An 18487-nucleotide genomic window follows, 5' to 3' on the forward strand; every position below is an offset into this window, starting at 1 on the left:
CGGAACGGGCCGAAGGACGGGGGGCGCACTACCGCGACACGCGCGCACCACCCTGCACCCCTCTGGACGCCGGGCCCGACCCGCTGTTCGCTGGAGTAGGGCGGGACTTTGGGGGAGCCGTAGCAGCACACCGAAGGACCGGATGGGAGGCCGCGATGGCTTCAGCTCGGACGACCGGCACAACCGAACGACCAACGGGCGCACGCGCGCACCACCCGCAGCCCGGGGCCGCCGGGCCCGTGCGGGCGCGCGACTGGGCGGAGATCCAGGAACGCATGCTGGTGCCGCTCTACGAGGCGGTCTACGACCGGCTGGAGGTCGGCCCGGCGAGCAGTGTGCTGGGCCTGGGCTGCCGGTCCGGACTGGCGTTGCTGCTCGCCGCCGGACGGGGCGCCCAGGTCTCCGGGCAGGAGCCACGGGACGAGCTGCGCGAGCTGGCCCGCGACCGTCGCCTGCGGGTGTGCGCCGGGGCCCGGCCGGCCGCCGACGTCGCCCGCTCGGCCCATTCGCTGGTGACGGTTTTCGAGCAGCTGCCCGGCGCCGCCGAGCCCTGCGCGGTGGTGGCCGAGGCCGCCCGGCTCACCCTCCCGGGCGGGCACGTGGTGCTCGCCGTCTGGGGCCCGCCGGAGCGCTGCGAGAGCGCCGCGCTGCTGGACGTGGCCCGGCGGATGGCGGGTCGCACCACCGCGCGCGACCCGTTCGAGCTGAGCGCGCCCGGAGCGCTGGAGGACCTGCTCGCCCCGGCCGGCCTGCGCCCGGCCGGCAGCGGCCGGGTGGGCTGCCCGTTCGCCTACGCCGACCTCGACAGCGCGGTGCGCGGACTGCTCTCCACCGGCCTGTTCGAGGCGGCGGAGGAGTTCTCCGGCGCCTCACTGGTGGCCAAGGAGCTGGAGGAGGCGCTGCAGCCGTACCTGCGCGCGGACGGCTCGGTCCGGATGGAGAACGTGTTCCGCTACCTGGTCGCCGAGCGGCCGCGCTAGGAGACGCGAACCGGGGGCGCCCGCCACCACGGCGGGCGCCCCCGGCAACCGGTTCACGCCTGGTCGAGCGACCTCCCGCCGGGGCCGTCCTCGGAACCACCGGCACTGTCGGAGCCACCGGAACCGGCGGAACCGTCAGAACCACCGGGACCACCCGAAGCACCGGAGCTGTCGGTCCCACCAGAGCTGCCGGACCCGCCGGAGCTGCCGGACCCGCCTGACCCGCCGGAGCCCTCTGAGGCCCCCTCCCGGGGCACCCCCGCCGCCCGGTAGGCCTGCTCCTCGTCCAGCGTCTCCGCCTCCAGCAGCGCCGCCGCCAGCGCGTCCAGCCGGTGCCGCTGCTCGGTCAGCAGCCGCACCGCGTCGTCGTAGCACTCGGCGACGATCCGCCGGGCCTCCTCGTCCACCGCGTCCAGCGTGGTCGGCGCGGCGGAGAGCCCGTACGCGCCCTGCGGGTCGGAGGGCACCGCGGTGAGCCGGCCGACCCGCTCGCTCATCCCCCAGCGCCCGGCCATCCCGCGGGCGATGTTGGTGACCTGTTCCAGGTCGCTCTCCGCGCCGGTGGTGATCACTCCGTAGACCACCTGCTCGGCCGCCATGCCGCCGAGCGCGCCGATGATCCGGCCGCGCAGGTAGGGCTCGGTGTACGAGTAGCGGTCGTTCTCCGGGGTGGAGAGGGTGACACCGAGCGCCCGGCCGCGCGGCACGATGGTGATCTTGCGGACCGGGTCCGCGCCGGGCTGGAGCATGCCCAGCAGCGCGTGCCCGCTCTCGTGGTACGCCGTCCGCTCGCGCTCCTCCTGCGGCATCACCAGCGGCCGCACGGCGCCGAGTTGGACCTTCTCCAGGGCGTCCGAGAGGTCCCGCTCGTTGACCGCGTCCTGCTCGCGCTTGACGGCCAGCAGGGCGGCCTCGTTGACCAGGTTGGCGAGTTCGGCGCCGGTCATCCCGGGGGTGACCTTGGCCAGTCGGGTGAGGTCGGTGTCGCCGGACAGCGGGACGGTGCGGGTGTGGATGCGCAGGATCGCGGCCCGGCCCTCCCGGTCGGGCGGGCTGACGGTGATCCGCCGGTCGAAGCGGCCGGGGCGCAGCAGCGCCGGGTCGAGCACGTCGGCCCGGTTGGTCGCGGCGATCACGATGACGCCTTCGGAGCCGCTGAAGCCGTCCATCTCGGTGAGGATCTGGTTGAGCGTCTGCTCGCGTTCGTCGTGCCCGCCCATGCCGCCGCCCGCGCCGCGCTGGCGTCCGATGGTGTCGATCTCGTCGATGAAGATGATCGCCGGGGCGACCTTGCGGGCCTCGGCGAACAGTTCGCGGACCCGGCTGGCGCCGACGCCGACGATCATCTCGATGAACTCGGAGGCGGAGGCGGAGAAGAACGGCACGTCCGCCTCGCCGGCCACGGCCCGGGCCAGCAGGGTCTTGCCCGTCCCGGGCGGGCCGCTCAGCAGCACGCCGCGCGGCATCTTGGCGCCGAGCTTGCGGTACCGCTCCGGGTTCTTCAAGTAGTCGACCACCTCGGTGAGTTCGGCCTCGACCTCGTCGATTCCGGCCACGTCGGCGAAGGTGGTGCGGGTGCCCTGCTCGGCGGTGACCGGCTTGGGCGGTGCCTTGCGCCCGAGCGGCCCGGCGCCGAGGCCGCCGGCCATCCGGCGGGCGAGCAGCACCCAGATGAAGATCAGCAGCAGCATCGGGGCGAGCGAGAGCAGCAGGTTGGTGAGGAAGCTGCGCTGCTGGACCGGCGAGGTGGCGGTGACCTCGACGCCCTGCTGCTGCAGCGTGGTCCACAGGTTGTCGCCCGCGAACGAGGGCCGCTGGGTGTCGAACTCGGTGTAGTCGCCCTTGCCGCCGTCCGGCTTGGGCTGGGCGCTCTTGAGGGTGCCCTCGATCGCGTCGCCCTTGGCGTAGATCTTGGTGATGTTGCCCTTGTTCAGCTGGTTGTTGAACTCGGTGTACGAGATCGTGGTGGCGCCCTCGTTGCCGAAGTAGGACAGCAGCACGTCGGAGATCAGGAACACCACGAGGGCGGTGAGGACGAGGCCGGTCCAGCCGCCGGGCATCCTGCGGCGGGGCGGGGGCGGGGGCGGGGCGCCCTCGGAGCGCCAGGGCTGGTCGGGGGTCTGACGCGGCGGCACGGGTTCGGTCACCCATCGGACGATACGGACAGGTGCTCGGGCGGGCCAACCGCAACGCCGCGCCCGAGCGCCCGCGCGGTCCCGCCGGGCGCCTCCCACCAGCGGTTATGCCGAAGCGCCGGGCCACTCCTCGGCGGTCAGCGCGAACCGCTCGTGGTCGCGCCAGTCGCCCTGCAGGAACAGCATCCGCGGCGAGAAGCCCTCGCGTCGGAAGCCCAGCCGCTTGGCCATCGCGACCGAACGCTCGTTGTCCGGCTGCACATTGATCTCCAGCCGGTGCAGTCCCAGCCCGCCGGCCGACTGCGGGGCGAAGCAGCGGTCCAGGACCAGCCGCATGCCCTCGGTCATCCGCCCGGTGCCGGCGAACGGCAGGTACGCGTCGTAGCCCATCGTCGCGTTGCAGAACCGGCCCATCACGATGTTGGCGATGTTCACCTTGCCGACCAGCCCGCCGGTCCTCCCGTCGAGGATCAGGAAGGTGCGCAGGCCGGCCCCCTGGCGCTCCAGCAGTTCGGGCAGCCCGTCCGGCTCGACCGGGTTCCACCGCCCGATGTGTTCGGCGGACCGCCGGACCGCCTCGGCGTACGCAACCGCGTCCTCGGCCCTCGGGGCCCTGATCATCACTCGCATGTCCCCCATCATCGGACACGCGATCGGCCCGCCGCCCGGAAATACCGGACGACGGGCCGAGCGAAATCGATCAAGGCCGATCACAGACCAGCCCCGGACGCTCAAGGACTACAGCAGGTCCTTGAACTCCTTGGGCAGCTCGAAGTCGGCCGGGCCCTTGCCCGCGCCGAGGCCGAACGCCCCGCCGTCCGCCGGGGCCTGGTCGGCGCCCGGGCCGAGCGCGCGGCGCTCGGCGGCCGCGGCCTCCTCCTGCGCCCGCTTCAGCGGGTTGCCGCTCTTGCGCTTGCCCTTGGCCTGCGGGGCCTTCTTGCCGGACTTCTTCGCGCCGCCGCCCATGCCCGGGATCCCCGGCATGCCGGGCATGCCCTTGCCGGAGGCCATCGCGGACATCATCTTGCGGGCCTCGAAGAACCGCTCGACCAGGTTCTTGACCTCGCCGACCTGGACGCCCGATCCCTTGGCGATGCGGGCCCGGCGGGAGCCGTTGATCAGCTCCGGCTCGGCGCGCTCGGTCGGGGTCATCGACTTGATGATCGCGCCGACCCGGTTGACGTCCTTGTCGTCGATGTTGTTGATCTGCTCGCGGATCTGGCCCATGCCGGGCAGCATGCCGAGCAGCTTGGAGATCGAGCCCATCTTCTGGACCTGCTCCAGCTGCGACAGGAAGTCGTCCAGCGTGAACGCCTTCGGGCCGCCGCGCAGCTTGGCGGCGATCTTCTCCGCCTCGGCCTGCGAGAAGGTCTGCTCGGCCCGCTCGATCAGCGAGAGGACGTCACCCATGCCGAGGATGCGCGAGGCCATCCGGTCCGGGTGGAAGGCGTCGAAGTCGTCGACCTTCTCGCCGTTGGAGGCGAACATGATCTGCCGGCCGGTGACGTGGGCGACCGACAGGGCGGCACCGCCGCGGGCGTCGCCGTCGAGCTTGGAGAGCACGACACCGGTGAAGTCCACGCCGTCGAGGAAGGCCTGCGCGGTGGTGACCGCGTCCTGGCCGATCATCGCGTCGACGACGAACAGGACCTCGTCCGGGTTCACCGCGGCGCGGATGTCGGCGGCCTGCTGCATCAGCTCGGCGTCGATGCCCAGGCGGCCGGCGGTGTCGACGACGACGACGTCGTACTGCTTCTGCTTGGCGTACTCGATCGAGTCCTTGGCCACCTGCACCGGGTCGCCGACGCCGTTGCCCGGCTGCGGGCCGTAGAAGGCCACGCCGGCGCGCTCGGCGACCACCTGGAGCTGGTTGACCGCGTTGGGGCGCTGGAGGTCGCAGGCCACCAGCAGCGGGGTGTGCTTCTGCTTCTTCAGCCAGTGGCCGAGCTTGCCCGCGAGGGTGGTCTTACCGGCGCCCTGCAGACCGGCGAGCATGATGACCGTCGGGCCGCTCTTGGCGAACCGCACCCGGCGGGTCTCGCCGCCGAGGATCGCGATGAGCTCCTCGTTGACGATCTTGATGATCTGCTGCGCCGGGTTCAGCGCGCCGGAGACCTCGACACCGAGCGCCCGCTCCTTGACCTGCTTGATGAAGGCCCGGACGACAGGCAGCGCGACATCCGCCTCCAGCAGCGCGATACGGATCTCGCGGGCCGTGGCGTCGATGTCCGCCTCGCTCAGGCGGCCCTTGCCCCGGAGGTTCTTGAACGTCGCTGCGAGGCGATCGGAAAGGGTGTCGAACACGTCGTCGCGGGTCCTCTGCGGCATCGGTAACGGTACGGTCGTCGTCCCCCAGGGTATCCGGCCGCCCCGGGTAAGGTCTCCACCCCTGCTCCAGGAGCTCCTCCGCCCCTGCTCCCGGGGCTGCTCAGCCGCTACTTCCCGGGGTTTCCTCAGCCCAGCGCCGCCCGGACCGCGGCCGCCACCTCCCCGGCCCGCCCGGCGGCCAGCGGACGGCCCTCCGGGTCGGTCAGGTAGAAGGAGTCGACGGCCTCCGCGCCCAGCGTGGAGACGTGCGCCGTGCGCACCCGTACGCCGGCCCCGTCCAGCGCCCGGCCGATCCGGTGCAGCAGTCCGGGGGCGTCGTGCGCGCGGACCTCCAGCACGGTCGCGGTCGCCGAGGCCACCGCGGGCGCCACCGCGACCAGCGGCGGCGGGGTCGGGATGCCCTTGCGGCGCGGGGCGGCGGCGTCCCGTTCGGCGAGGCGCCGCGCGACGTCCAGCGAGCCCTCCAGCGCCCGGCGCAGGTCGGCTCGCAGCCGGGCCGCCTCCGGCAGCTCGCCGAACTCGGCGGCCACCCGCCAGGACAGCAGCAGCACCGGCCCGGCACCGATCGGGTCCAGCTCGCGCAGCCCGGCCGAGCGGACGGTCAGCCGGTGCAGCGCGAGCACCCCGGCGGCGGTGCCGAGCAGCCCCGGGCGGTCCGGGACGGCCAGGGTCAGCTCCACGCCCATCGGCTCGGTGCCCGGGTCCGCGCCCGCGGCCTGGGCCCGCAGCGACAGCGCCGGCTCACCGGTGCGGGCCGCCTCGACCGCGAGCCGCTCCTGCTCGGCGGTCGGCGCCGCCTCCACCGGTGCCGTGGCCGCCCCGGCCAGCCGGTCGGCGGCCCGGTCCACCAGGCCGGCCACCAGCGAGGCCCGCCAGCTGCTCCACGCGGCCGGGCCGGTGGCCAGCGCGTCCGCCTCGGTGAGCGCGTGCAGCAGCTCCAGCTCCGGCAGGGTGGTGATCGCCTTGGTGATCGCCTCGACGGTGGCCGGGTCGTCCGGGTCGCGCCGGGTCGCGGTGTCGACCAGGGTCAGGTGGTGGCGGACCAGCACTGCCAGGGTCTCGGTGTCCTCGGGGCTGAAGCCCATCCGGGGGGCGAGGTCGCGGACGATCACCTCGCCGGCCTCGCTGTGGTCCCCGGGCCAGCCCTTGCCGATGTCGTGCAGCAGCGCGGCGACCAGCAGCAGGTCCGGCCGGGCCACCCGGCGGGTCATCGCGGCGGCCCGCACCGCCGTCTCCACCAGGTGCCGGTCCACCGTCCAGCGGTGCACGGCGTTGCGCTGCGGACGGCAGCGCACCCGCTCCCAGTCCGGCAGCAGCCGGGTGACCAGCCCCTCCGCCTCCAGCGCCTCCCACACCGGGACGGCCGCCTCGCCGGCGCCCAGCAGGGTGACCAGCTGCTCGCGCGCCTCGTCCGGCCAGGGCACCGGCAGCGGACGGCACTCGGCGGCCAGCCGGCGCACCGTCGCGTACGAGACGGTCAGCCCGTTCTGCGCGGCGGCGGCCGCGGCGCGCAGCGGCAGCACCGGGTCGGCGGCCGGGCGGGCGCCCTGGGCCAGCACCGCCTCGCCGTCCTGCTCGACCACGCCCTCGGCGAGGGGGCGGCGCTCGACCGCGCCCCGGGCCACCGCGCCCGCGCCGCGCCCGGCGCCGGTGAACGGGGCGGTGAACGGCGCGGTGAACGGGAACGCGCGCCGCGTCGCCCGGCGGCCCCGGCCGGTCCGGGCGGCGAGCACCCGGTCCACCGCCCGCCAGGTGACGTCGCTCGCGTACGCGATGGTCCGGGCGGCCTCGTAGACCTGGCGCAGCAGGGTGTCGGCGTCCAGCACGCCGAGCCGCTCGGCGACCTGGTCCTGGTCCTGCAGGCTGAGCCGCTCGGTGGCCCGGCCGGTGACCAGGTGCAGCGCGTCGCGCACGTCGGCGAGCCGCAGCGCGGCGGCGTCCAGGCCGTCCCGGGGAGCGTCGGCGAGCCAGGTGGCGGCGACGGCGTTGAGCGCGACCACGTCGCGCAGGCCGCCGCGGGCCTCCTTGAGGTCGGGCTCCAGCAGGAAGGACAGCTCGCCGTGTCGTTCGGCCCGCTCGCGGCCCAGCTCGCGCAGCTCGGGCAGGCGCGCGGGGGCGCTCGCGCGCCAGTCGGTGAACACCGCAGCGCGCAGCTCGGCGGTGAGCGCCGGGTCCCCGGCGAGGTGGCGGGCGTCCAGCAGGCCGAGCTGGGCCTTGAGGTCGGCGGCGGCGACCGCCCGGGCCTCGGCGACGGTGCGCACCGAGTGGTCGAGCTTGGCGCCCGCGTCCCAGACCGGGTACCAGATCCGCTCGGGCAGCTCGCGGGCGATCGGGCCGTCATGCAGCAGCAGGACGTCCAGGTCGCTGCGCGGGGAGAGCTCGCCGCGCCCGTAGCCGCCGACGGCGACCAGGGCGACCCCGGGCGGGGCACCGGCGGCCGCGAGCAGGGCGGCCAGCCAGTCGTCGGTGAGCCCGGCGAGCGCCTCGCGGCGCGGGCGGCCGACCGGGCCGGGGTCGGCGAGCAGCGCGGCCCGGGCGGCGGCGGGGTCGGCGGGGTCGGAGGGCCTGGTCTCGGTGGTCATGCGCTGGGGTCCCGTCCGTCGTGCGGGGTGGGCCGTGCCACGGTGCGCCGGGAATGCGGTGCGGCGCGGTTCGGCCGAGCGGGGTACGCCGTCGGCGGGCCCGTGGTCCCCTCGGGGGATCACAGGCCCGCCGACGGGCGGGGGCTACAGGGCGTCCGGGCCACGCTCGCCGGTGCGGACCCGTACGGCGGTGTCGACCGGGACGCTCCAGACCTTGCCGTCGCCGATCTTCCCGGTCCGGGCGGCCTTCACCAGGACCTCGATCAGGTCGTCGGCGTCCTCGTCCTCGACGAGGACCTCGATTCTGACCTTCGGCACCAGGTCCACGGTGTACTCGGCGCCCCGGTACACCTCGGTGTGACCGCGCTGGCGGCCGTAGCCGCTGGCCTCGGTGACGGTCAGGCCGTGGACCCCGAAGGCCTGCAGGGCGGCCTTCACCTCGTCCAGGCGGTACGGCTTGATCACGGCGGTGATGAGCTTCATCAGGCGTCGACCTCGGTCTTCTCGGCCGCCTTTCCGGCGGCCTTCTCGGTGGGCTTCTCGGCGGACGAACCGGCGGACGATCCGGCCGACGCGGCGGCCGCGGCCAGGCCCGGCAGGGCCCGGGCCAGGCCCGCCCCGACAGCGCTGAAATCGTAGGCGGACTCGGCGTGTTCGGCCTGGTCGATGCCGGCCACCTCGACCTCCTCGGCGACCCGGAAGCCGACCAGCTTGTCGACCGCCTTGGCCAGCAGCCAGGAGAGCACGAAGGAGTACGCCGCGACCACGGCCACGCCCATCGCCTGCTTGCCGAGCTGCCCCAGCCCGCCGCCGTAGAACAGGCCCTTGGCGGTCTGGCCGACCCCGCCGGTGGCGAACAGGCCGATCAGCAGCGAGCCGATCGCCCCGCCCACCGCGTGCACGCCCACCACGTCGAGCGAGTCGTCGAAGCCCCAGCGGTACTTGAGCGAGACGGCGGCGGCGCAGACCGCGCCCGCGACCAGGCCGATCGCCACCGCGCCGAGCGGGCTGACCGAGCCGCAGGCCGGGGTGATCGCGACCAGTCCGGCCACCGCGCCGGAGGCGGCGCCCAGCGTGGTGAAGGCGCCGTGCTTGAGCTTCTCGTAGATCAGCCAGCCGACCAGCGCCGCGCCGGTGGCGACCTGGGTGTTGACCATCGCCATCGCGGCGACCCCGTTGGCGGCCAGCGCCGAACCCGCGTTGAAGCCGAACCAGCCGAACCACAGCAGGCCGGAGCCGAGCATCACCAGCGGCAGGCTGTGCGGGCGCATCGGGTCCTTCTTGAAGCCGACCCGCTTGCCCAGCACCAGGCAGAGCGCGAGGCCCGCCACACCGGCGTTGATGTGCACGGCGGTGCCGCCGGCGAAGTCGATCACGCCGTTTCTGTCACCCAGCCAGCCGCCGTGGCCGCCGTCGAAGAAGAACACCCAGTGCGCGACCGGGAAGTAGACGATCGTCACCCAGAGTGCGATGAACAGGCCCCAGGCGGCGAACTTGGCCCGGTCCGCGATGGCGCCGCTGATCAGCGCCGGGGTGATGATCGCGAACATCAGCTGGAAGACCGCGAAGGCGGTGATCGGGATGCTCCCGGTCAGCTCGTTCAGGCCGATGCCGCGCATCCCGAGGAAGTCCAGGTTGCCGATCAGGCCGGCGAAGGCGTCGGGCCCGAAGCTGAGCGAGTACCCGTAGAGGACCCAGAGCACGGTCACGATGCCGAGCGAGAGGAAGCTCATCGCCAGCATGTTGAGTGTGCTCTTGGCCCTGACCATGCCCCCGTAGAAGAAGGCCAGGCCCGGGGTCATCAACATGACCAGGGCCGCACTGATGAGCACGAAGGCGGTGTCGCCCGCGCTGAAGCCGTCCGGCATCGGCGTCTCCTCTGCGTCCAAGCCGATCCGCACCCGGGTACCTGTCCCGTGCCACCCGGGGTGTCGGCGATGAAGAGGAGCGTGCCGAAGGCTGGTTTCGGCCAATGCGGCCGGTTGTTTCGCGGCCGTGACGCGTGCGACGCGCGGGTTACGGCTGTGTGAACCGCGGCCCCGCGGCCGCCCGGAGGGGCTACCGTGCCGCCGCACGGCCCGGCCCCGGCGCGGAGGAGCCACCGCCCGCGACGGCGGCGGCCGGCACGGGCGGTGGAGTCGGGGCGGGTGGTGGAGTCGGGGCGGAGCGGTGGAGTCGGGGCGGGAGCGGTGATCAGACCACCGAGAGGTACTCCGGGATGTCCTGGACGACCCGCTCCTTGAGCCGGCTGACGGCGTCCACGCCCTTGAACCGGGCCGCCGCGGCCTCCGTGGTCTTGCGCACCCTGGAGTTCAGCCGCTCCGAGCGCACCTTGGTCGCGATGTCCACCGCCTGCTCGGCCATCACCGCCGCCTGCTCGGCCTCCTTCTGCAGCAGGTGCACGCTGGCCATGCCGATCAGGTTGAAGGCGTACGAGCGCACGTGGTCGCCGTCCTGGCGGAACAGGTCGACCGCGCGCTCCATCACCGGCGCCGACAGCGAGGCGTACAGCTCGGCGTTGTCCGAGTGGTAGGCGAGGTCGCGGAAGGAGTGCGCGTTCTCGGCGTTCAGCTCGGCCGGCGAGAAGAACTTCAGCCAGTCCGGGTCCCCGTCGCCCTCACGGATGTCGGTGAAGGTGTCCTCGGACAGCCGGATCGCCCGGGCGCAGCGGTTGATCTCCCCGATGGTGGCGTAGGCGCGCGCCTCCATCGCGTACAGCAGGGACTGCTGGCGCGGGGTGGCGGTGTCACGGCTGCCGTACTGCGCCAGGTGGATCAGCTCCAGGGCGTCCTCGCCCCGGTTGAGGTGGATCATCTGGCGGCTCATGTCGGTGAGGATCAGCGCGCCGAACGGGCGGTCACCGGCCTCCTTGGCCGCGTGCAGGGCCAGCACGTAGTACTTCTGCGCGCTCGGGTGCATCCCGACGTCGTACGACATCCACCCGGCCAGGTGGGCGAGCTCGGCGGTGAGCCGGAACAGCCGCCGGGTGGTGTCCTCGGTGTACGTCTCCTGGAGCAGGTCGGTGACCTCGTGCAGTTGGCCGACGACGGCCTTGCGGCGCAGCCCGCCGCCGTTCTGCGCGTCCCATTGGCGGAACATGACCGTGGTCTGCTCCAGCAGTTCCAGCTCGGGCTCGGAGAGCCGGCCGGTGAACGCCTCGCCGCCGTTGGCTGCGGTGAGGATCGGGGTGGGGATGCCGGTCGGGCCGGGGGTCAGCCAGCGCTGCATCGGCTCGATCAGCGCGGCGCCGGCGGTCAGCGCCAGCGAGGTGCCGAGGAAGCCCCGGCGGTTGAGCATCAGGTCGCTGCGGGAGTAGTCACTGATCAGCTGGACGGTCTGCGGGCCGCTCCACGGCAGGTCGACGCCGCCGCCCACGGTGGAGACCGGGATCGCGGCGCGCAGGCCGAGGTCCTCGATCGAGACCACCGAGCCGAAGCGCTCGGAGAAGAGCTCCGACATGATCTTGGGGATCGGCTCGCGGGGCTGTTCGCCGTCGAGCCAGCGGCGCACCCGCGAGGTGTCGGTGGACACGTGGTGGGCGCCGATCTGCCGGGCCCGGCGGTTGACCTGGCGGGCCAACTCGCCCTTGGACCAACCGCTGCGGGTGAACCACGTGGTCAGCTTCTCATTGGGTTGCTTCTCTGCCATGGGAACGTCCCATCCCGCCCGGCCCCTCGCGGGGCCCCCGATCGTGACCGCCCGACGGTTGCGGGCTCTTGCCAGACGTGCCTGCCGTGCCTGAGGTGGTGCCGTACCGCGCCCTCGCACTGGTGTGCCATCGTCGCGGACGTCCCGTCAGATTCCCAACTCCCGTTCTCCGGCGGCCCGGAGCGGGATCACGGCGACATCCGCGTGCTGAACGTAATGCCCCGCGAGGTGCCCGTGGGAGCGACCCTGGCGAAACGCCACCTTTCGCCACCCCCAGGAGTGAACCGAAGTCAGGGGGCAGACGCTTCACTGGGTAGTCCCGACGGTCCGGCATATGCGGGCCGCCAAGTCGCCCGGCTCATCCCGGTAGACCCGGCAGAACCCGCAATCCACGGCAGTCACAAGCGAGTTCACCACCCACTCCGGGCGGCAACAGTTTCGCGCACCCGACGATCCGGCATCCGCGTCGCCCTCGCAAGGCGGCGCCCGAGGCGCACCATCGAAACAGGCGCACACCACGCGCTGCGCGCCGCCACCGCACTACGCACCACACACCTGACAATCGACACACAGTCACCATCCCGTAACCATCGGCAACGAGAACCTGTTGGGGGAGGCATGGACAACCTGTTCGGCGAACTTCGACTGGGGCACCTGCGGCTGGCACCGCTGGGCGCGCGCCGCCGCACCAAGGTCACCGCGTCCCGGGCCGCCGCGGAGTACACCGGCCGCTGGGGCTGGGCGGTCGCCACCGGCGCCCCGGCCACTGGCGCCACCGCCCCGACCCGCTGTCCCTGCGGCGCCGGCCGCTGCGCCGCGCCCGGCCTGCACCCCGTGCCGGGCTGCGAGGGCCGGGCCCATGCCGACCGCGCCGAGGGCTCGGTGCTGTTCCCCACCGGTCGCGCCTTCGACGTCCTGGACGTCCCCGAGCAGGCCGGCCTGCAGGCACTGGTCCGGCTGGAGCGCATGGGCACCCAGGTCGGCCCGGTGCTCGCTGCCCCCACCGGCCGGCTGCAGTTCCTGGTCGCTGCCGGCACCGCCCGCCGCCTGCCCGACCTGCTGTACCGGATGGGCTGGGACGACGCCGCGCTCGACCTCACCTGCCACGGCGAGGGCAGCTACGTCGCCGCCCCGCCCACCGTCCTCGGCGCCCTCGGCCCGGTCCGCTGGCTGCGCCGCCCCACCCGCGACAACGCCGGCTGCCCGCCCGAGGCCCGGTTGCTGCTCGGCACCCTCGCCTACGCCTGCCACCGCGGCCGCGAGCGCACCGCCGAGCCCGCCTGGGCCGCTTCGTAACTCGCCCTCTCGCCCTCGCGCCCTCTCGTCCCCAAGCCGAAGGGGCGCGGGCGGTGATCCGGGCGGGCCCGCCCGGATCCGGGCATACGGAAGGGCCCGCCCCTAGCGGAGCGGACCCTTCGAGCCAAGCTTCCAGCGAAGTTTTCGAGCCAAGCCTTCGAAGCCAAGCGGTCGAGCGGACCTTTCGTACGAGCGGCCTGTGGGAGACCGGCGGGGAGCCTCAGTCCCCGATCAACGCGTCCACGAACGCACCCGGCTCGAACGGCGCCAGGTCGTCCGCGCCCTCGCCCAGACCGATCAGCTTGACCGGCACGCCCAGGTCCCGCTGGACCGCGACCACGATGCCGCCCTTGGCGGTGCCGTCCAGCTTGGTCAGCACGATGCCGGTGATGTCGACCACCTCGGCGAACACCCGGGCCTGGATCAGGCCGTTCTGGCCGGTGGTGGCGTCCAGCACCAGCAGCACCTCGTCCACCGGGCCGTGCTTCTCGACGACCCGCTTGACCTTGCCCAGCTCGTCCATCAGGCCGGTCTTGGTGTGCAGTCGGCCGGCGGTGTCGATCAGGACGGTGTCCACGCCCTCGGCGATGCCCTCCTTGACCGCGTCGAAGGCGATCGAGGCCGGGTCCCCGCCCTCCGGGCCGCGCACGGTGCGCGCACCGACCCGCTCGCCCCAGGTCTGCAGCTGGTCCGCGGCGGCGGCGCGGAAGGTGTCGGCGGCGCCGAGCACCACCCTGCGGCCGTCGGCGACCAGGACGCGGGCCAGCTTGCCGGTGGTGGTGGTCTTGCCGACGCCGTTGACGCCGACGACCAGGACCACCGCCGGGCCCTCCTCGTGCTTGGTGGAGCGGACGGTGCGGTCGGAGTCCTTGCCGATCAGCTCGACCAGCTCCTCGCGCAGCAGCGCGCGCAGCTCCCCGGGCGTACGGGTGCCGAGCACCTTCACCCGGGTGCGCAGCCGCTCGACCAGCTCCTGGGTGGGGGCGACGCCGACGTCGGCGGTGAGCAGGGTCTCCTCGATCTCCTCCCAGGTGTCCTCGTCCAGGTGCTCCCGGGAGAGCAGCGAGAGCAGGCCCTTGCCGAGCGAGTTCTGCGAGCGGGAGAGCCGCGAGCGCAGCCGGACCAGCCGGCCGGCGGTGGGCTCGGGGACCTCGACGGCGGGAACCGCCTCGGCCTCGGCGGGCGCGACCTCGACGGCCTCCGGGGCCTCCGGGGCCTCGGGCTCCGCCGGGAGTTGCACCTCCTCGACGGTGCGGCGGGGTTCCTCGGTCGGCGGCGCGGACTCCTCGCCGACCTGGGGCTCCTGCGGGGTGGGCTTCGGCGCCGTGATGACCGGCGCCTGCGACTTCGGAGGCAGCTGCTGGCGTCGTCTGCCGGAAACGACGAGGCCTGCGATCGCGCCGACGGCGACCACGGCGATGACAACGGCAAGAATCACGTATCCCATAACGGCTCCAGTATCCGTGACAGGAGCCCGGATGGACCGCAGCCGCCCTACACCGATGCGGCGCGTACCGCCTTCGGCCGCTCCCGGTGCTCCGCGCGCAGCCGCTGGCTGATCACCTGCGAGATGCCGTCGCCCTTCATCGTCACGCCGTAGAGCGCGTCGGCGGACTCCATGGTCAGCTTCTGGTGGGTGATCACGATCAGCTGGGAGCTCTCCCGCAGCTCCTCCATGATCCCGACCAGCCGGCGCAGGTTGGTCTCGTCCAGCGCCGCCTCCACCTCGTCCATCACGTAGAACGGGCTGGGCCGGGCCTTGAAGATCGCCACCAACAGCGCCACCGCGGTCAGCGAGCGCTCGCCGCCGGACAGCAGCGACAGCCGCTTGACCTTCTTGCCCGGCGGGCGGGCCTCCACCTCCACCCCGGTGGCGAGCATGTCGTCCGGGTCGGTCAGCACCAGCCGGCCCTCCCCTCCGGGGAAGAGCCGGGCGAAGACGCCCTCGAACTGGGCGGCGGTGTCGTGGTACGCCGAGGCGAACAGCTGTTCGACCCGCTGGTCCACGTCCCGGACGATGTCCAGCAGGTCGCGCCGCCCGCGCTTGAGGTCGTCCAGCTGCTCGCCGAGGAACCTGTGCCGTTCCTCCAGCGCGGTGAACTCCTCCAGCGCCAGCGGGTTGACCTTGCCGAGCTGCTGGTACGCCTTCTCCGCGGCCTTCAGCCGCTTCTCCTGCTCGGCCCGGACGTACGGGTACGGCTCCCCCGGCTCCCGACCCTCCTCCGGCGCAGCGGGCGGGACGGGCCGGTCCGGTCCGTACGCGGCGAGCAGCTCGCCGCCGTCGATGCCGAACTCCTCCAGCGCGCGGGACTCCAGCTGCTCGATCCGCAGCCGTTTCTCCGCCCGCAGCACCTCGTCCCGGTGCCCGGCGTCGACCAGCTTGTCCAGCTCCTCCTTGAGGCCGCGGCCGTGCTCGCGGTGCTCCCGCAGCTCCTCCTCGCGCTCGGCGCGCGCCTGTTCGACGGCCGCCCGCCCGGCGTCCGCGCGGGCCAGCGACACCTCCAGGCAGGCCAGCAGCTGCCGGGCGCCCGCCACGACGGCGTTCGCCACCCCGGCGTCGTGCTCGGCCCGGCGGCGGCGCTCGGCCGCCCGGGCGCGCGCTTCGCGCTCGGCGTGGGCGGCCCGGTCCAGCTGGTCCGCCCGCCCGGTCAGCGCGCGGACCCGCTCCTCGTGGGTGCGCACCGCGAGCCGGGCCTCCAGCTCGGCCTGCCGGGCGGCGCTCGCGGCCTCTGCCAGCCGCTGCTGCTCGGCGGTGTCCGGCTCGTCCTCCCCCGCGTCCGCCGACTCCTCGGCCGCGGCCAGGCGCTGCGCCGACTCCTCGGCCGCGGCCAGCAGATCGGCCAGGCCCTGCTCGGCCCGCGCGGCGGCGGCGGACAGCCGTTCGGCCTCCCCGGCGGCGGCGCGGGCCTGCCCGGCGAGGCGGCCGAGCGCGCCCGCGACCCGGGCCCGCTCCTTCTCCGCCTGCCGCCGCAGCTCGCCGAGCCGCTCGAGCTCGGCCGCCGACTCCCGGCGCCGTTCGGTGAGTTCGGCCAACAGCTCGGCCGACTCGGCGCAGCGGGCGGTGAGTTGCCCGATCGCCCGGGCCGCCTCGGCCACGGCCGCCTGGGTCTCCAGCAGGCTCGGCGCGCCGCCGGAGCCGCCGTGCGCGAAGCCGGCGGCCAGCCGGTCGCCATCGGCGGTGACGGCGGTCAATCCGGGGTGCCCGGCGGACGGTCCGGGGCACGTCGTGACCAGCCGCAGCGCCGCGTCCAGGTCCGCGACCACCGCCACCCCGGCCAGCAGCCGCCGTACGGCGGCGAGCAACTCGGCCGGGCCGTCCACCAGTTCGGTGGCCCAGCGCGCCCCGTCCGGCAACTCCCCCGGCTCGTGCGGCACTTCGGCCGCACCGGCGATCAGCAGCGCGGCCCGCCCGGCGTCGTCCGCCCGCAGCAGCCGCAGCGCTCGGGCGGCGGCGGACGGCGAGTCGACGGCCACCGCGTCGGCCGCGGCGCCGAGCGCCGCCGCCACCGGCACCTCGTACCCGGCCTCGATCCGCAGCAGGGCGGCCGCCGGGCCGAGCAGCCCGCCCAGCCGTTCGCCTGCCGCCAGCAGCGCGCCGGTGCCGTCCTTGCGGCGCAGCCCGAGCGAGAGCGCCTCGTGCCGCGCGGTGAGCCCGGCCCGCTCGCGCTCGGCCGCGCCGGCCGCCTCCCGGGCGGCCGCGAGTTCCCGCTCGACGGCGGCCAACCCCTCGCGTGCCTCCCGGTACCCGGCCTCGGCCTGTTCGTCGTCCCCGGCCGCACCGTCCACCCGGTGCTGGAGGTCGTCCAACTCGCCCTGCGCGGCCTCGGCGCGCAGCAGCGCCTCGTCCCTGGCCTCGGCGAGCCGGCCGATCTCGGCCTGGGCCGCGGCGGCCTTGGAGCGGGCGGCGGCGGCCTGCCCCTGCAGCCGGGCCAGGCCCTCCCGGCGGTCGGCGATGGCCCGGGCGGCGTCCCGCAGCCGGAGGTCCTCGGCGGTCAGTTCCCGTTCCAGTTCGCCCTTGCGCTCGACCGCCTCGGCGAGCGCGTACCGCGCTTGCTCCAGTGCCTCGGTCAGCGCGGCCTCGTCCTCGCGGACCCGCTCGGCCTCCTGTTCCAGCTCCTCGGGGTCGCGTCCGCGCCGCTCCTCGACCCGGCCCCCGGCGGCGGCGTGTCGGGCGCGGGCCTCGGCCAGCCCGATGGTGCCGCGGGTGCGTTCGGCGAGTGCGGAGAGCCGGTACCAGGTCTGCCGGGCGGCCTCCAGGCTCGGTCCGAGCTGCTGGACCTGGGCCTCCAGGACGCGTTCGCGCTGCACCGCGCGGGCCAGCTCCTGCTCGACGGTGGTCCGGCGCAGCCGCAGCGCCAGTTCGTCCGCGACCTCGGCCTCGACGGCCCGGCGGAGGGTGGACAGGTCGTCGGCGAGCAGCCGCAGCCGGGCGTCGCGCAGGTCGGCCTGGATTCCGGCGGCCCGGCGGGCGATCCGGGCCTGTCGGCCGAGCGGTCCGAGTTGGCGGCGCAGCTCGGCCACCAGGTCCTGGACCCGGTTGAGGTTGGCCTGCATCGCGTCCAGTTTCCGCAGCGCCTTCTCCTTGCGCTTGCGGTGCTTGAGGACGCCGGCCGCCTCCTCGATGAAGGCGCGCCGGCCCATCGGGTCGGCGTGCAGGACGGAGTCCAGCTGTCCCTGTCCGACGATGACGTGCATCTCGCGGCCGATGCCGGAGTCGGAGAGCAGTTCCTGGATGTCCAGCAGGCGGCAGGTCTCCCCATTGAGGGCGTACTCGCTGCCGCCGTTGCGGAACATGGTCCGGGTGATGGTCACCTCGGAGTAGTCGATCGGCAGGGCGCCGTCGCTGTTGTCGATGGTGAGGCTGACCTCGGCGCGGCCGAGCGGTGCGCGCCCGCTGGTCCCGGCGAAGATGACGTCCTCCATCTTGCCGCCGCGCAGCGACTTGGCCCCCTGCTCGCCCATCACCCAGGACAGCGCGTCGACCACGTTCGACTTGCCGGAGCCGTTCGGGCCGACGACGCAGGTGATGCCCGGCTCGAAGCGCAGGGTGGTGCTGGAGGCGAAGGACTTGAACCCGCGCAGCGTCAGACTCTTCAGGTGCACGCGGCCGGTCTCCTCGTCGCTCGCCAGGGCCCCCAGCGTGCGACTGTATCCGGCGCCGGACACGACGAAGGGACGCCACATCAGGGCGTCCCTTGCAAGCTGCGTCCCTTTCGGGGCGGCTCAGTGCACAGCGGCGTCGATCTGCGAGGACCGGGCGGGACTCAGGTGAGAGCCGGCTCCCGCTGATCCAGATCGATGCTGTTGAGCAGCGAGTGCTCGTCAGCGACAGCGGTGAGAGCGTCGTTCTCAGCCTGCATCCGAAGGAGCTCGTCTTCGAGGTCCTGGACGCGCTGCTGAAGCCGTCGCATCTCGGAGAGCATTCGCGGGTCGGGGCCGCCGACGTACCCGAGAAGCGCCTTTGCCATGATGTATGGTCCTCCACGCTGAGTGACCGAACCGGAACGGTCCAGGTCTA

General features: G+C 74.0%; 12 protein-coding genes. 2 read left to right on the forward strand and 10 right to left on the reverse strand.

Annotated elements, in window-relative coordinates:
• The first annotated feature begins 155 nt into the window (after positions 1-155).
• Complete coding sequence (locus ACZ51D_RS03435) at positions 156-980, forward strand: class I SAM-dependent methyltransferase (protein WP_360504641.1); 825 nt, start codon at positions 156-158, stop codon at positions 978-980.
• A 53-nt stretch (positions 981-1033) separates the two neighbouring features.
• Here ACZ51D_RS03435 and ftsH read toward each other — a convergent pair whose 3' ends face one another.
• The 7 genes from ftsH to nsdA all read right to left on the reverse strand — a co-directional run bounded on the left by ftsH (position 1034) and on the right by nsdA (position 11673).
• On the reverse strand, positions 1034-3127 hold the full coding sequence (gene ftsH / locus ACZ51D_RS03440; RefSeq protein ID WP_465622259.1) for an ATP-dependent zinc metalloprotease FtsH: 2094 nt from the start codon (positions 3125-3127) through the stop codon (positions 1034-1036).
• Positions 3128-3220: 93 nt separating this feature from the next.
• Positions 3221-3745: a GNAT family N-acetyltransferase gene (locus ACZ51D_RS03445; protein WP_396289949.1), complete on the reverse strand. Its 525-nt coding sequence runs from the start codon at positions 3743-3745 to the stop codon at positions 3221-3223.
• Between the two features lie 108 nt (positions 3746-3853).
• A complete protein-coding gene (ffh, locus tag ACZ51D_RS03450) occupies positions 3854-5419 on the reverse strand; it encodes a signal recognition particle protein (protein ID WP_465622393.1) in 1566 nt (521 codons plus the stop codon).
• Between the two features lie 149 nt (positions 5420-5568).
• On the reverse strand, positions 5569-8025 hold the full coding sequence (locus tag ACZ51D_RS03455) for a [protein-PII] uridylyltransferase (protein ID WP_360504637.1): 2457 nt from the start codon (positions 8023-8025) through the stop codon (positions 5569-5571).
• 144 nt (positions 8026-8169) lie between these two features.
• Complete coding sequence (locus tag ACZ51D_RS03460) at positions 8170-8508, reverse strand: P-II family nitrogen regulator (protein ID WP_045700226.1); 339 nt, start codon at positions 8506-8508, stop codon at positions 8170-8172.
• Entirely contained in the window at positions 8508-9893 is a 1386-nt protein-coding gene (locus ACZ51D_RS03465) for an ammonium transporter (RefSeq protein WP_360504635.1), read from the reverse strand. Before ACZ51D_RS03465 ends, ACZ51D_RS03460 begins: the two co-directional genes overlap by 1 nt.
• 325 nt (positions 9894-10218) lie before the next feature.
• Positions 10219-11673, reverse strand: a complete 1455-nt coding sequence (nsdA, locus tag ACZ51D_RS03470; RefSeq protein ID WP_360504633.1) for a transcriptional repressor NsdA — start codon at positions 11671-11673, stop codon at positions 10219-10221.
• Between the two features lie 618 nt (positions 11674-12291).
• Here nsdA and ACZ51D_RS03475 point away from each other — a divergent pair.
• Complete coding sequence (locus ACZ51D_RS03475; RefSeq protein ID WP_360504631.1) at positions 12292-12969, forward strand: bifunctional DNA primase/polymerase; 678 nt, start codon at positions 12292-12294, stop codon at positions 12967-12969.
• Between the two features lie 220 nt (positions 12970-13189).
• On the opposite strand, the gene ftsY is transcribed toward ACZ51D_RS03475, so the two are convergent.
• The 3 genes from ftsY to ACZ51D_RS03490 all read right to left on the reverse strand — a co-directional run bounded on the left by ftsY (position 13190) and on the right by ACZ51D_RS03490 (position 18437).
• Positions 13190-14416, reverse strand: a complete 1227-nt coding sequence (gene ftsY, locus ACZ51D_RS03480; protein ID WP_465622262.1) for a signal recognition particle-docking protein FtsY — start codon at positions 14414-14416, stop codon at positions 13190-13192.
• Between the two features lie 47 nt (positions 14417-14463).
• Positions 14464-18072, reverse strand: a complete 3609-nt coding sequence (gene smc / locus ACZ51D_RS03485) for a chromosome segregation protein SMC (RefSeq protein WP_465622263.1) — start codon at positions 18070-18072, stop codon at positions 14464-14466.
• 161 nt (positions 18073-18233) lie between these two features.
• Entirely contained in the window at positions 18234-18437 is a 204-nt protein-coding gene (locus ACZ51D_RS03490; RefSeq protein ID WP_360504626.1) for a hypothetical protein, read from the reverse strand.
• Between the last annotated feature and the right edge of the window lie 50 nt (positions 18438-18487).

The sequence above is a fragment of the Kitasatospora sp. NPDC033851 genome (assembly GCF_055576085.1).